Consider the following 14,119-nt stretch of genomic DNA (forward strand, 5'->3'; position numbering starts at 1 on the left):
TGCATGAGCTACAAAATCGCAACATAAGAAAAACAAATACAACATCTACCCCTACCTGCAATGAGGCATAACCATGACTCAACGACGTGAATTGCAAAAGCTGCTCGATACCGCACCAGTCGGTGCCCGTCAGTGGCGCGTGATTATCTGCTGCTTTCTGGTCGTCATGCTCGACGGCTTCGATACCGCCGCCATTGGTTTTATCGCACCGGATATCCGTAGCCACTGGCAATTAACCGCGGGTGATCTTGCGCCGTTATTTGGTGCCGGATTGCTGGGCTTAACCGCCGGGGCGCTGCTCTGCGGTCCGCTCTCCGACCGCTTTGGTCGCAAACGGGTGATTGAATTTTGCGTCGCGCTGTTTGGCTTGTTTAGCCTGCTTTCGGCGTTTGCGCCTGACCTGCAAATGTTGGTTATTCTGCGCTTTCTGACCGGCCTCGGTCTCGGCGGTGCGATGCCCAATACCATTACCATGACGTCGGAATATCTGCCGGCTCGGCGACGCGGCGCGCTGGTGACCCTGATGTTTTGCGGATTTACCCTCGGTTCGGCCATGGGGGGCGTAGTGAGCGCCCAGTTGGTTCCACTGATTGGCTGGCCCGGCATTTTGGTTCTCGGCGGCGTTTTACCATTGATGCTGGCGGTGGCGCTGGTGCCGCTGCTTCCTGAATCCCCACGCTGGCAGATCCGTCGCCAGTTACCGCAGGCAACTATTGCTAAAACCGTCGGTGCAATTACTGGCGAGCGCTATGACGACACCCATTTCTGGCTCGATGAACCCGCAGCAGGCGCGAAGGGCAGCATCAGTCAACTGTTTACGGGCCGCCAGTTGCCCATCACGTTGATGTTATGGGTGGTGTTCTTTATGAGCCTGCTGATTATCTATCTGCTCTCGAGCTGGATGCCGACGCTGCTGAACCATCGCGGTATTGATTTACAGCATGCGTCGTGGGTCACCGCCGCTTTCCAGATTGGCGGCACCTTTGGCGCGCTACTGCTCGGTGCGCTGATGGATCGCTTTAACCCTTATCGGGTGCTGGCGCTGAGCTACGGCATGGGCGCGGTCTGTATCGTGATGATAGGTCTGAGCGAGAACGGTCTGTGGCTGATGGCGCTGGCGATTTTCGGTACTGGCATCGGTATCAGCGGTTCGCAGGTCGGGCTGAATGCGCTGACCGCAACGCTCTATCCCACCCAAAGCCGCGCCACCGGCGTGAGCTGGTCAAATGCCGTGGGCCGCTGCGGCGCCATCGTTGGCTCGCTCTCCGGCGGTGTGATGATGGCGATGAATTTCTCTTTCGACACCCTGTTTTTTGTTATCGCTGTACCGGCCGTTGTTAGCGCCGTGATGCTTATTCTGCTGACGCTCGCCGTCCGCAACCCGACATCTGTACCTGCCGAGCTGCCTTCTGCAGGCATCGTGAATAAATAAGGAGAAGAATAATGTCTCAATCCACTACGCAAACACACAATGGTCGTCAGCAGTTTTACCAGCATATTTCCAGTCAAAATCTGACGCCGCTTTGGGAATCGCTGCACCATCTGGTCCCGAAAACGCCGAATGCCACCTGCGCGCCGGCTTACTGGAATTACCAGGAAATCCGTCCGCTGCTGATGGAAAGCGGCAAGCTGATTGGCGCGAAAGAAGCAATACGCCGCGTGCTGGTGCTGGAGAATCCGGCGCTGCGCGGACAGTCGTCGATAACATCGTCTCTGTACGCTGGTTTACAGCTGATTATGCCCGGCGAAGTCGCGCCGAGCCATCGCCATAACCAGTCGGCGTTACGTTTTATCGTTGAAGGAGAAGGGGCGTTTACCGCCGTTGATGGCGAGCGCACGCCGATGCACGCAGGCGATTTTATCCTGACTCCGCAATGGCGTTGGCATGACCACGGCAACCCCGGTAATGAGCCGGTTGTCTGGCTGGATGGGCTTGACTTGCCGCTGGTGAACTATCTGGGCTGCGCTTTTGCTGAGGATTATCCTGAAGATCAGCAGCCGGTAACCCGTAAAGAAGGGGACTACCTGCCCCGCTACGCCGCCAATATGCTGCCGCTGCGCCATCAGGTCGGTAACTCTTCCCCCATCTTCAATTATCGCTATGACCGCAGCCGCGAGGCGCTGCACGACCTGACGCGCTTAGGCGAGGCCGACGAGTGGGATGGCTACAAAATGCGCTACGTCAACCCGGTGACCGGGGGGTATCCGATGCCGTCAATGGGCGCATTCCTGCAACTGTTGCCGAAAGGATTTACCTCGCGCGCGGCGAAGACCACCGACAGCACTATCTATCACGTAGTGGAAGGTAGCGGTCAGGTCACTATCGGCGAGCAGACTTTCTCTTTCCAGGCAAAAGATATCTTCGTGGTGCCGACCTGGCACGCCGTCTCATTTATTTCCGCCGAAGATACCGTGTTATTCAGCTTTTCGGATCGTCCCGTGCAGGAAGCTCTCGGCCTGTTCCGCGAAGCGCGTTATTAAAAATAAGGAAACGAATCATGACTCAATACGTTTTTGCACCCCAGGCCCCGATTAGCGTGCCGGTTGTTGGCAGCGATGAGCAGTTCCCGGTGCGCCGCGTTTACTGCGTGGGGCGTAACTATGCCGCACACGCCCGCGAAATGGGTTTTGACCCGGATCGCGAACCGCCGTTCTTTTTCTGCAAACCCGCAGATGCGGTGGTGCCGGTTGCCGCAGGGGAAACGCTGAACCTGCCGTACCCGTCGCAAACCGATAACTACCACTACGAAATTGAGCTGGTGGTGGCGATTGGTAAGAAGGGCAGCGATATTCCGCTGGAGCAGGCCCATGAGTATATCTGGGGCTACGCCACCGGCCTGGATATGACCCGCCGCGACCGCCAAATGGAGATGCGCCAGATGGGCCGTCCGTGGGAAATCGGCAAAGCCTTCGATCTCTCCGCGCCGATTGCGCCGCTGCATAAAGCCGATACCGCAGATGTGAATCAGTCCGGGATCTGGTTACAGGTTAACGGCGAAGATCACCAGCGCAGCGATATCCGCCATCTGATCTGGTCGGTCAATGAAACCATCAGCTACCTGTCTGGTTTCTTCGAACTTCAGCCCGGCGACTTGATTTTCACCGGTACACCGGAAGGCGTGGGCGCGGTGGTGAAAGGTGATGTGATCACCGGCAACGTAGAGGGTCTGACGCCAATCGCGGTTCGCGTGGTGTGAGGTGAATGATGAAGCTGTACAGTTTTTTTAATAGCTCGGCGTCATATCGCGTGCGGATTGCGCTGGCGCTGAAGGGCATTGACTACCAGAGCGTGGGCGTCAACATCCGCATTGGCCAGCAGAATGCGCTGGAGTACCGGCGGTTGAACCCGGTTGGCCTGGTGCCGACGCTTACCACCGACGAGGGCGAGTCTCTCGGGCAGTCGCTGGCGATTGCGGACTGGCTTGACCGTCACTATCCGCAGCCGTTGCTTCTGCCGCAGGAAGATAGCGCGCGGATGCGGGTGCTGGAGATTGTTTACGCCATCGCCTGCGACATTCATCCAATAAATAACATGCGCGTTTTGCGCTACCTTGGCGACGAGCTGAAGGTGAGTGAAGAAGATAAAAAACGCTGGTATGCGCACTGGATCCAGCAGGGATTTAGCGCCGTGGAGCAACTGTTGCGCCACGCTAAATCCAGTAGTTTCTGCGTGGGTGATGCGCCAACTCTGGCGGACTGCTGCCTGGTGCCGCAGTGGGCTAACGCTTTGCGGATGGGTTGTGACCTGAGCCACTATCCGCGCTGCCAGGCGGTCTATGACGCCTGCACCCGGCTCCCGGCGTTTATCGCCGCCGCGCCGGAAAACCAACAAGATAAGATCCCGGCTTAGGAGGCAACATGGCAAAAGTGATGCGAGCAATTATTGTCGGCGGCGGCATCGGCGGGGCGGCAACGGCGCTCTCTCTGGCGCGCCAGGGCATCAAGGTGATGCTATTAGAAAAGGCCCATGAAATTGGCGAAATCGGCGCGGGGATCCAGCTTGGCCCAAACGCGTTCTCGGCGTTGGACAGCCTGGGTGTTGGCGAAATCGCCCGTCAACGTGCGGTATTTACCGATCACATCACCATGATGGACGCAGTAAACGGTGAAGAGGTGGTGTGCATTGAGACCGGGCAGGCCTTCCGCGACCACTTTGGCGGCCCCTATGCGGTGATCCATCGGGTGGACATCCACGCCACCGTCTGGGAAGCGGTGCTGACCCATCCTGGCGTGGAATATCGCACCTCAACGCAGGTGGTGGATATTCGTCAAACCGCCAATGACGTGACGGTTTTCGATGATAAAGGCAACAGCTGGACGGCCGATGTGCTGATCGGCTGCGACGGCGGAAAGTCGGTGGTGCGCCAGAGCCTGCTCGGCGATGCGCCAAGAGTGACCGGCCACGTGGTGTATCGCGCGGTGGTTGACGCTGCCGATATGCCGGAAGATTTACGTATTAACGCCCCGGTGCTGTGGGCCGGGCCGCACTGCCACCTTGTGCATTACCCGTTACGCGGCGGCAAGCAGTACAACCTGGTGGTGACCTTCCACAGCCGCGAAAAAGAAGAGTGGGGCGTGCGCGACGGCAGCAAGGAAGAGGTGCTTTCTTATTTCAAAGGTATCCATCCGCGCCCCCGGCAGATGCTGGATAAGCCAACCTCCTGGCGACGCTGGTCCACTGCCGACCGTGAGCCGGTAGAGAAATGGGGCAACGATCGCATTACGCTGGTTGGTGATGCTGCCCATCCGGTGGCGCAGTATATGGCCCAGGGCGCCTGCATGGCGCTGGAAGATGCGGTGACGCTGGGCAAAGCGCTGGCGCAGTGCGACGGCGATGCGGCCCGCGCGTTTGCGCTGTATGAGTCGGTACGCATCCCACGCACCGCGCGTATTGTCTGGTCAACCCGTGAGATGGGGCGGGTTTATCATGCTGCCGGGGTCGAGCGCCAGGTACGCAACCTGCTATGGAAAGGCAAAACCCAGAGTGAGTTTTATCGCGGTATCGAGTGGTTATACGGCTGGAAAGAGGATAACTGCCTGGAAGCACGTTAACCTGCAGAGCATTTCCCGGGTCGCAGACAGCTGTGACATTGTAGCCCGGCTAAGCGCAGCGCAAGCCGGGAAGCAGCAGCGCCTGCGGGAAAACGTACTGGCCCCCTTTCAACCCGCCCCGGGAGGCGCTACCATAGCGCCTCTTTTTTTCCGGGCAATGATAAACAATATGCGTGTATTACTGGCGCCGATGGAAGGTGTGCTCGATTCGCTGGTACGCGAGTTGCTGACCGAAGTGAATGATTACGATCTCTGCATCACCGAATTTTTGCGCGTGGTGGATCAGCTCCTGCCGGTAAAATCGTTCTATAAGTTGTGTCCGGAATTGCACAACAATAGCCTGACGCCGTCCGGTACTCGCGTGCGCATTCAGTTGCTCGGGCAATATCCGCAATGGCTGGCGGAAAACGCCGCCCGCGCGGTCGAGCTTGGCTCCTGGGGCGTTGACCTCAACTGTGGCTGTCCGTCAAAGCTGGTCAACGGCAGCGGCGGCGGGGCGACGTTGCTCAAAGACCCTGAACTTATCTATCGCGGCGCGAAGGCGATGCGCGAGGCTGTGCCGGATCATCTACCGGTAACGGTCAAAGTACGTCTGGGCTGGGATAGCGGCGAGCGGCAATTTGAAATCGCCGATGCGGTTCAGCAGGCGGGGGCCAGCGAGCTGGTGGTTCACGGGCGCACCAAAGAGGACGGTTATAAAGCGGAGCGCATCAACTGGCAGGCGATCGGCGAAATTCGTCAGCGCCTGACCATCCCGGTGGTCGCCAACGGCGAAATCTGGGACTGGCAAAGCGCCCAGGGTTGTCTGGCGGTAACCGGCTGCGACTCGGTGATGATTGGCCGCGGCGCGCTGAACGTGCCGAACTTAAGCCGGGTGATCAAATATAACGAACCGCGCATGCCCTGGCCTGAGGTGGTCGGGCTACTGAAAAAATACGCTCACCTGGAAAAACAGGGCGACACCGGTCTTTATCACGTTGCGCGTATCAAACAGTGGTTGGGTTATTTACGTAAAGAATACCTTGAAGCCTCTGAGCTTTTTAGCGCGGTACGCGCCCTGCAGGATTCAAAGAGCATCGCGCGCACAATTAACGACTGGCGTAGTTAAACTATCTGACCTGCATCACATTTTTCTGTTTGTCCCATTGAGATTACCCTGCGGACAGTGAAATACTCAGCCCTGATTGTTACTGCTCCGGCAGGCAAAACCTGATTTCCTGGCATCCGTCGGGGTCAGGTTTTTTTGTTTTTGGGGTTCATATGCAAATCGCCAAAGTACTTAATAATAATGTAGTGGTGGTTGTAGATGAGCAGCAGCGCGAACAGGTGGTCATGGGCCGAGGACTTGCCTTTCAAAAACGCGTTGGTGACTCTCTTGATGAAAGTAAAATTGAAAAGGTCTTCGCGCTGCAGAGCGATGAACTGGTTGGCCGTTTAGGCGAATTACTCAGTCAGATACCGTTAGAAGTGATGACCACCTGCGATCGGATTATCGATCTGGCGCGCGGTCGTCTCGGTAAGTTACAGGACAGTTTGTACATTACCCTGACCGATCACTGCCACTTTGCGATTGAGCGGCAAAAGAACGGCATGGCGATTCGTAACGTCCTGCTGTGGGAAATTAAGCGGCTGTATCCGAAGGAGTTTGAGTTAGGACAGGAAGCGCGGGCGATTATTGCCAAACGGCTCGGGGTTGAGCTTGCCGAAGATGAAGCCGGGTTTATCGCCCTGCATCTGGTCACGGCGCAGCTTAACAGCGAAATGCCGGAGGTGATGCACGTTACCCGCGTCATGCAGGAGATCCTGCAACTGGTGAAGTATCAGCTGACGCTCAACTACGACGAAGAGTCGTTGAGCTATCAGCGCTTTGTCACCCATCTTAAGTTTTTCGCCCAGCGGATGCTGACGCGAACGGTGGTGGAAGATGACGATGTGACGCTGCACAGCGCGGTAAAGGATAACTACCCGAAAGCGTGGAAATGTGCAGAAACCGTTGCCCGGCATCTGCAAAAGAGCTATCAGCGGTCGCTGACGACGGAAGAAATTATGTTTCTCGCCATTCATATTGAAAGGGTGAGAAAAGAGGGTCGCTAAGCGCTTATCGGGCCTGGCTCTTAGCTCCTTCATTAAAACTGGATTGTTACTGCATTACGCAGGCAAAACCTGAGCGCAACGCCAAAACCGGCGTTGTTCTCGGGTTTTTTTATTTTTTAATACTCAGTTAACGATGCCTGCGGGCAGCGGAAGTAAGGAAAAACAGCATGGAATATAAAGCACTCGCGCAGGATATTCTCAGCCGGGTAGGCGGCAAAGAGAATATTGTGAGTCTGGTTCACTGCGCTACACGACTGCGTTTTAAGCTCAAAGATAGCAAAAAGGCGGATGCTGAAGGGCTGAAGGCGAATCCTGGCGTTATTATGGTCGTAGAAAGCGGCGGCCAGTTTCAGGTGGTCATTGGTAACCATGTGCATGATGTCTGGCAAGCGGTGCGTAGCGAAGCGGGCCTGACGGACGAGAGTCAGCCGGTCGCGGAAAAGGGCGAGAAAACGTCTTTGCTTGGCCAGCTTATCGATATCGTTTCCGGTATTTTCACCCCGTTTATCGGCGTACTGGCGGCCACCGGTTTGCTTAAAGGTTTTCTGGCGCTGGCGGTAGTTTGCGGCTGGCTCAATACTGGCGATGCGACCTATAAAATCTGGTTTGCCGCCAGCGATGCGCTGTTCTTCTTCTTCCCGCTTTTCCTCGGCTATACCGCCGGGGTGAAATTCGGTGGTAATCCGTTTATCACTATGGCGATTGGCGGCGCGCTAACGCATCCGCTGATGATTCAGGCCTTTGAGGCCGCTCAGGCGCCGGGCGCACCGGTCGAGCATTTTATAGGCATCCCGGTGACGTTTATTAATTACAGCTCGTCGGTGATCCCGATTATTCTCGCCTCCTGGGTGAGCTGCTGGCTGGAGCGCAGAAGCAATGCGCTGTTGCCATCGGCCATGAAAAACTTCTTCACGCCGGCGATTTGCCTGGGCGTGGTTGTTCCCCTGACCTTCCTGGCGATCGGCCCGGTAGCCACCTGGCTAAGCCAACTGCTGGCGCAGGGTTACCAGATAATCTACGCCGTCGCTCCGTGGCTGGCGGGTGCCGCGCTGGGCGCGCTGTGGCAGGTGTGCGTGATTTTTGGCCTGCACTGGGGGCTGGTACCGCTGATGATTAACAATCTGGCTGTACTGGGCCACGATACCATGGGGCCGATGGTGCTGCCTGCGGTGATGGGGCAGGTCGGCGCAGTGTTGGGTATCTTCTTGCGTACTCGCGATACCCGCCAGAAAGTGCTGGCCGGTTCTGCTTTTTCCGCCGGGATTTTTGGTATCACCGAACCAGCAATTTATGGTCTGACGCTGCCGCTGCGCCGTCCGTTTATCTTTGGCTGCGTGGCCGGGGCGATTGGTGGCGCGATTACCGCATTCTTTAATACCAGCATCTACTCTTTCGGCTTCCCTAATATCTTTTTACCTGCGCTGATGATCCCGCCAGGCGGCGTCGACGCCAGCGTCTGGGGCGGTGTGGTCGGTATGGTGGTGGCGCTGGTTATCGCCTGCGTACTGACCTTTATCGCCGGGTTGCCGCGCAGCACCGCTGAGCAGACTGCTGTTGCCGTCGCACCTGCCTCAGAAAACGATATTTTGGCACCGATGACCGGTAGCGTACTGGCGCTGGATCAGGTACCTGACAGCACCTTCGCCAGCGGTTTGCTCGGCCAGGGCGTCGCGATTATTCCGTCCGTGGGCAAGGTTATCGCCCCGTTCTCAGGTGAAGTTGCCTCAATTTTTCAAACCAAACATGCCATCGGCCTGCTAAGCGATAGCGGTATCGAACTGCTTATCCACGTCGGCATCGATACCGTGAAGCTCGATGGCGCACCGTTTACTGCTCATGTTAAAGAGGGCGACAAAGTGAAAGCGGGCGATCTGCTGCTGGAGTTTGACCGCCAGGCGATTCTGGATGCCGGTTATGACCTGGCAACGCCCATTATTATCAGCAACAGCGACGATTATCGTGCTCTGGATATCGTATCCGCCAGCGCGGTGGATGCCGGTCAGCCGCTGTTGTCCGTAAGCCATTAATCACAGGAGAGAGATCAATGAAGACATTCCCACAGGCGTTTTTATGGGGCGGTGCGACCGCGGCAAATCAGGTCGAAGGCGCTTATCTGGAGGACGGAAAAGGACTGTCGACTTCTGATATCCAGCCAAACGGCGGCATTTTTAGCGAGGTTGTGGAACGCGTACCGGGCGATAGCAGCATTAAAGATGTCGCCATCGATTTCTACCATCGTTACCCGGAAGATATCAGCCTGTTTGCTGAAATGGGCTTTAACTGCCTGCGTGTGTCGATTGCCTGGACGCGTATTTTCCCTAACGGTGATGATGCGCAGCCAAACGAAGCGGGACTGGCCTATTACGATAAGCTGTTTGATGAAATGGCGAAGCACAACATCACGCCGCTGGTGACCCTGTCGCACTACGAGATGCCGTGGGCGCTGGTGAAAAACTACGGCGGTTGGGGCAACCGCAAGGTCATTGGTTTCTTCGATCGTTATGCTCGCACTGTGTTTGCGCGCTATCAGGCTAAGGTCAAACTGTGGCTGACCTTCAACGAAATCAATATGTCCCTGCACGCGCCGATGACTGGCGTCGGCTTGCCCGCTGACAGCAGCAAAGCCGAAGTTTATCAGGCGATTCACCATCAGCTGGTGGCGAGCGCGCTGGCGACGAAGGCCTGCCATGAGATCGTCCCGGAAGGCAAAATCGGCAACATGCTGCTCGGCGGCCTGATGTACCCGCTCAGCTGCAAACCGGACGATATTTTTGAAACCCTGCAGCAGAACCGCAGCTGGCAGTTCTTCGGCGATGTACAGTGCCGCGGCACTTATCCGGGCTATATGCTGCGCTATTTCCGCGATAACGGCATTAATATTGAGATCACCGATGCCGATCGCGAAGCTCTGAAAGAGACGGTTGATTTCATCTCCTTTAGCTACTATATGACCGGCTGCGTCACCGCCGATGAAGAGCTGAACAAAAAAGCGCGCGGCAATATTCTCAGCATGGTGCCGAACCCGCACCTGGCAAGCTCGGAATGGGGCTGGCAGATTGACCCGCTGGGCCTGCGTACGCTGCTGAACGTGCTGTGGGATCGCTATCAGAAACCGCTGTTTATCGTTGAAAACGGCCTTGGCGCGAAGGATAAAGTCGAAGCTGATGGCAGCATCAACGATGACTATCGCATCAGCTACCTCAACGATCACCTGGTGCAGGCGCGCGAGGCGATTGAAGATGGCGTTGAGTTAATGGGCTACACCAGTTGGGGGCCAATCGACCTGGTGAGTGCGTCGAAGGCGGAGATGTCCAAGCGCTACGGCTTTATCTACGTCGATCGCGATGACCAGGGCAACGGCACCCTGGCGCGCAGCCGCAAGAAAAGCTTCAACTGGTATAAAGAAGTGATTGCCACTAACGGCGGCAGCTTAAAAGAGTAATAGCCTGGGGGTGCGTAGGTCAGGTAAGGCGTTAGCCGCCACCTGACAAAAATGCGTGCACGATAGCTTACATTATCTTCATGGCCCGGATAACCTCCGGGCCATTTTGCTTATTATCCCGGTTTGCGCGCGCGCAACAGAAAAATCATCGGTCGCTCTTTTTCTTCATCCAGCGCGGGCTGGGCGGCAATTTGCTCCGCCGTTGGCCCCCATTCATCCAGATGCTCAATAACAAAACCGGCGGCGACCAGCAGGTTTATCCAACTGGAAAGCTTGCGGTGCTGCTTTTTGACGCCATCGGCAAACCAGTTGCTGATACGCTCGCCTTCCTGCTGATAGTGGCTCACCGGCCAGCTCTTCTGTCCGTTCTCATCTTCCTGCCAGCCCTGATGCGGCGGGGCGGTGTAAATAGGATGTTCGGCGGAAAACAGCAGCGTACCGCCGGGGGTCAATGCCTGGTAAACGGTGGTGAACAGCGGCGCGACGTCGGGCAGATAGTGTAGCGCCAGCGAGCTATAAACCAGCTCGCAGCTATTGGCGGGCAGGGTGAGGGTCTGTAGATCTTCGCAGCGATAGCGAATCCCTTCACCATCGGTCGTCTCGCGGGCGCGATCGAGCATCCGGCTGGAGATATCCAGTCCTTCTACCTGTGTTGCACCCTGCTCACGGGCCCAGCGGCAAAACCAGCCGTAGCCGCAGCCGAGGTCAACAACGCGTAATCCCGATAATGGCGGAAGCATTTGCTGAATGGTTGGCCACTCAGGTGCGCCTTCCAGCCCTTTTACCGAGCGATCGAGGGTGGCGTATCCGGCAAAAAAAGCGGGATCGTCATAGATGTTCTGACTCATTTTCACTCCATGAATATACCCGTCATACTTCAAGTTGTATGTGCGTTGTCTTTGTTACTCGGCTCATCCATGAGCCTCGCCCTTACGGGCCGCCGGGATACGGCGTTCAAATCTGTTCCAGACAGATTTGTCGCTCACCCCAGTTGCGTACTGAAGTACGCTCCCGGGAATTCACTGCGTCGCCGCCTTCATACAACTCGAATTATTTAGGGTATAGTTTATTTTTAGCCTGCTAATAGTTTCGGCACACGCTTTACTAAACGGTACTTATGCAATTAGCTTATTATATCCAACCTTATTTAGTCATCAGACCGATTTCATGAACCTGAACTTGAGCAAACGCGTCCTGGCCAGCCTGCCATTGGCTATCGCGCTGGCTGGCTGTGCGCCATCGCACGATATTAGCAACCCGGTGCAGCAGCAAACCCCGGTATCCCACGTCTCAATGGAACTGCCCGCAGCCGTAAAAAACGGCTGGCCGCAGAGCAACTGGTGGCAGGATTACCACGACCCGCAGCTCAATAGCCTGATTCAGCGCGCGTTAGCCAACGCACCGGATATGCAGATTGCTGAACAGCGAATCAGGCTGGCGGAAGCGCAGGCGCGGATGTCGCAGTCTAACCTGGGGCCGAGTCTGGATTTTTCCGCCGATGTTGAACGGCAAAAAATGTCCTCCGAAGGCCTGATGGGGCCGTTTGCTACCGATACTGATGGCAACACCGGGCCGTGGTATACCAACGGAACCTTTGGCCTGACGGCGGGTTGGGATCTGGATCTATGGGGTAAAAATCGCGCCCTGCTGAAGGCGCGTATTGGTGAAGTTAAAGCGCAGGTTGCTGAAGAGGCGCAGACTCGCGAACTGCTGGCCAGCAGCGTCGCCCGCCTTTACTGGCAGTGGCAGACTGAAGCCGCCATCAAAAATGTACTGATTCAGGTGAAGAGTGAGCAGAATAATATCGTGACCGTGGATACGGCGCTGTATCAGCGTGGGATCACCAACTCGGCCGAAGGGGCGGAGAGCGATATTAACGTCAGCAAAACCGATCAGCAGCTCGCCGATGTTGCGGGCAACATGAAAGAGATTGAGGCCCGGCTGATGGCGCTGACCAACAACCAGAGTCAGGCGCTAAACCTGCATCCGACCGAACTGCCTGCTGTTAGCGCGCAGATGCCAACGGAGCTAGGCTACGAGCTGCTGGCGCGGCGTCCGGATTTACAGGTTGCGCACTGGTATATCGAAGCTTCTCTGAGCGAAATCGATGCCGCCAAAGCGGCGTTTTATCCGGATATCAACCTGATGGCTTTCCTGCAACAGGATGCGCTGCACCTCAGCGATCTGTTCCGCCACTCCGCACAGCAGATGGGCGTGACCGCCGGTCTGACGCTGCCTATTTTTGATAGCGGTCGCCTGAACGCGAATCTGGATATCGCCAGCGCGCAGAATAGCCTGTCGGTGGCGAAGTACAATAAAGCGGTAGTTGATGCGGTTAATCAGGTAGCGAAAACGGCCAGCCAGGTTGAGACGCTGATGGCAAAAAATCAGCAGCAACAGCAGGTAGAGAAAGATACTCAGCGGATAGTCGCTCTGGCGCAAGCGCGGATGAATGCCGGGATACTCTCCGGTTCACGCGTCAGCCTGGCGAAGCTGCCCGCATTGCAGGAGCGAGTCACCGCACTACGACTGCACGGTCAATGGCTTGATGCCAGTATCCAACTGACTTCCGCGCTGGGTGGCGGGTACCATCAGGCGGCGAAGTAACTCTGTTTCCCCGGTGGCGTTGGTGGTTATCGGGGAGACGTATCTCTGCGGTCCAGGAGTCAACAAAGGCTCTGGGGCTAATCTGAGAATCTCGAAAGACGTAACCACGACGGAGTCACCAGGTAGGGATCATTTTGCATTCTTATCGGCACAGATTATCTATTTTTTCTTGTAGAACCAGTAACTGATGCAGGTGGAATCCCCAATATTTTTAAAGGTATGCAAGGTATTTTTCTTAATATAGATGGTATCGCCAGCGTTAATAACAAACTCTTGATCTAACATTTCAATGCATAGACTCCCCTGAGTAATGATCGCTATTTCATCATAATCATGACCCCAGGAAGTGCGTTCATAGGTAATCCCTTTTTCCACGGTGATACAGATGGCTTCGATGTCATTTTCCCCAGGACTGAGCATTTCGTATTTTACTTTTCCTTTCTCAGCAAAAAAGACGTCTCTTTCATCTGCCCGAACCACAGGGCTCACAGGGGTATCATGCACGGTTAGCACATCGGTGATGTTTACGTTTAAGGCAAAACATACCTTTTGCAACTGATAGATTGTCGGGCTGATCACGTTTCTCTCTAAGTTACTCAAATAACCGCTAGATAAGCCGCTCTCAGCTGATAACTGTTGTAATGTCTTACTTTGTTGTTTTCTGATTTCTTTTATTCTTTGTCCGACATTACAATTCGAAAAATCTTCATTCATTGGCTCGTTACACCTTGCTGTAATTCACTGATCTGATAGAGGTTATCTCGAAAACTAACCGCGCCCAGGGAGTATAATACAAGCGATACGGTGTTGAATAAATCACATTTTGAATCAACACGTTTGTCAGTAAACCTGCCCTCAAATCTGGTGTAGGTTTTACGGGCCCCAGCGGAGATGATGATGGGATTCATAGAGTGTCACTCATGG

At 55.6% G+C, this 14,119-nt stretch carries 11 protein-coding genes and 1 pseudogene; 10 read left to right on the forward strand and 2 right to left on the reverse strand.

Going from position 1 to position 14,119, the window contains the following annotated elements; all coding sequences use genetic code 11:
- Window positions 1-73 precede the first annotated feature (73 nt).
- From mhbT to HV213_RS10095, 9 genes and pseudogenes are all read left to right on the forward strand, one after another.
- Window positions 74-1,432 (forward strand): 3-hydroxybenzoate transporter MhbT, encoded by a 1,359-nt coding sequence (mhbT, locus tag HV213_RS10055; protein WP_181485584.1) that lies wholly within the window; start codon window positions 74-76, stop codon window positions 1,430-1,432.
- A gap of 11 nt (window positions 1,433-1,443) precedes the next feature.
- Window positions 1,444-2,481, forward strand: coding sequence for a gentisate 1,2-dioxygenase (gene gtdA, locus HV213_RS10060; RefSeq protein ID WP_181485585.1), 1,038 nt, complete (start codon window positions 1,444-1,446; stop codon window positions 2,479-2,481).
- A gap of 17 nt (window positions 2,482-2,498) precedes the next feature.
- Window positions 2,499-3,197, forward strand: coding sequence for a fumarylacetoacetate hydrolase family protein (locus HV213_RS10065; RefSeq protein ID WP_181485586.1), 699 nt, complete (start codon window positions 2,499-2,501; stop codon window positions 3,195-3,197).
- 8 nt (window positions 3,198-3,205) lie between these two features.
- Window positions 3,206-3,850, forward strand: coding sequence for a maleylacetoacetate isomerase (maiA, locus tag HV213_RS10070; protein ID WP_181486375.1), 645 nt, complete (start codon window positions 3,206-3,208; stop codon window positions 3,848-3,850).
- A gap of 8 nt (window positions 3,851-3,858) precedes the next feature.
- A complete protein-coding gene (locus HV213_RS10075) occupies window positions 3,859-5,052 on the forward strand; it encodes a 3-hydroxybenzoate 6-monooxygenase (protein ID WP_181485587.1) in 1,194 nt (397 codons plus the stop codon).
- Between the two features lie 169 nt (window positions 5,053-5,221).
- Window positions 5,222-6,160, forward strand: coding sequence for a tRNA dihydrouridine(16) synthase DusC (gene dusC, locus HV213_RS10080; protein WP_181485588.1), 939 nt, complete (start codon window positions 5,222-5,224; stop codon window positions 6,158-6,160).
- A gap of 152 nt (window positions 6,161-6,312) precedes the next feature.
- A complete protein-coding gene (gene bglG / locus HV213_RS10085) occupies window positions 6,313-7,146 on the forward strand; it encodes a transcriptional antiterminator BglG (protein ID WP_181485589.1) in 834 nt (277 codons plus the stop codon).
- A gap of 53 nt (window positions 7,147-7,199) precedes the next feature.
- Window positions 7,200-9,173, forward strand: a pseudogene (gene bglF / locus HV213_RS10090) (PTS beta-glucoside transporter subunit IIABC).
- Between the two features lie 17 nt (window positions 9,174-9,190).
- On the forward strand, window positions 9,191-10,588 hold the full coding sequence (locus tag HV213_RS10095; protein ID WP_181485591.1) for a glycoside hydrolase family 1 protein: 1,398 nt from the start codon (window positions 9,191-9,193) through the stop codon (window positions 10,586-10,588).
- A gap of 113 nt (window positions 10,589-10,701) precedes the next feature.
- Here HV213_RS10095 and HV213_RS10100 read toward each other — a convergent pair whose 3' ends face one another.
- Entirely contained in the window at window positions 10,702-11,436 is a 735-nt protein-coding gene (locus tag HV213_RS10100; RefSeq protein ID WP_181485592.1) for a class I SAM-dependent methyltransferase, read from the reverse strand.
- Window positions 11,437-11,755: 319 nt separating this feature from the next.
- On the opposite strand from HV213_RS10100, the gene mdtQ reads away from it, so the two are divergent.
- Complete coding sequence (gene mdtQ / locus HV213_RS10105) at window positions 11,756-13,195, forward strand: multidrug resistance outer membrane protein MdtQ (protein WP_181485593.1); 1,440 nt, start codon at window positions 11,756-11,758, stop codon at window positions 13,193-13,195.
- Between the two features lie 159 nt (window positions 13,196-13,354).
- Here the strand turns inward: mdtQ and HV213_RS10110 are convergent, their stop codons facing one another.
- Window positions 13,355-13,909: a helix-turn-helix domain-containing protein gene (locus HV213_RS10110; RefSeq protein ID WP_181485594.1), complete on the reverse strand. Its 555-nt coding sequence runs from the start codon at window positions 13,907-13,909 to the stop codon at window positions 13,355-13,357.
- Window positions 13,910-14,119: the final 210 nt, after the last annotated feature.

The sequence above is a fragment of the Klebsiella sp. RHBSTW-00484 genome (assembly GCF_013705725.1).
Classification (GTDB): domain Bacteria; phylum Pseudomonadota; class Gammaproteobacteria; order Enterobacterales; family Enterobacteriaceae; genus Klebsiella.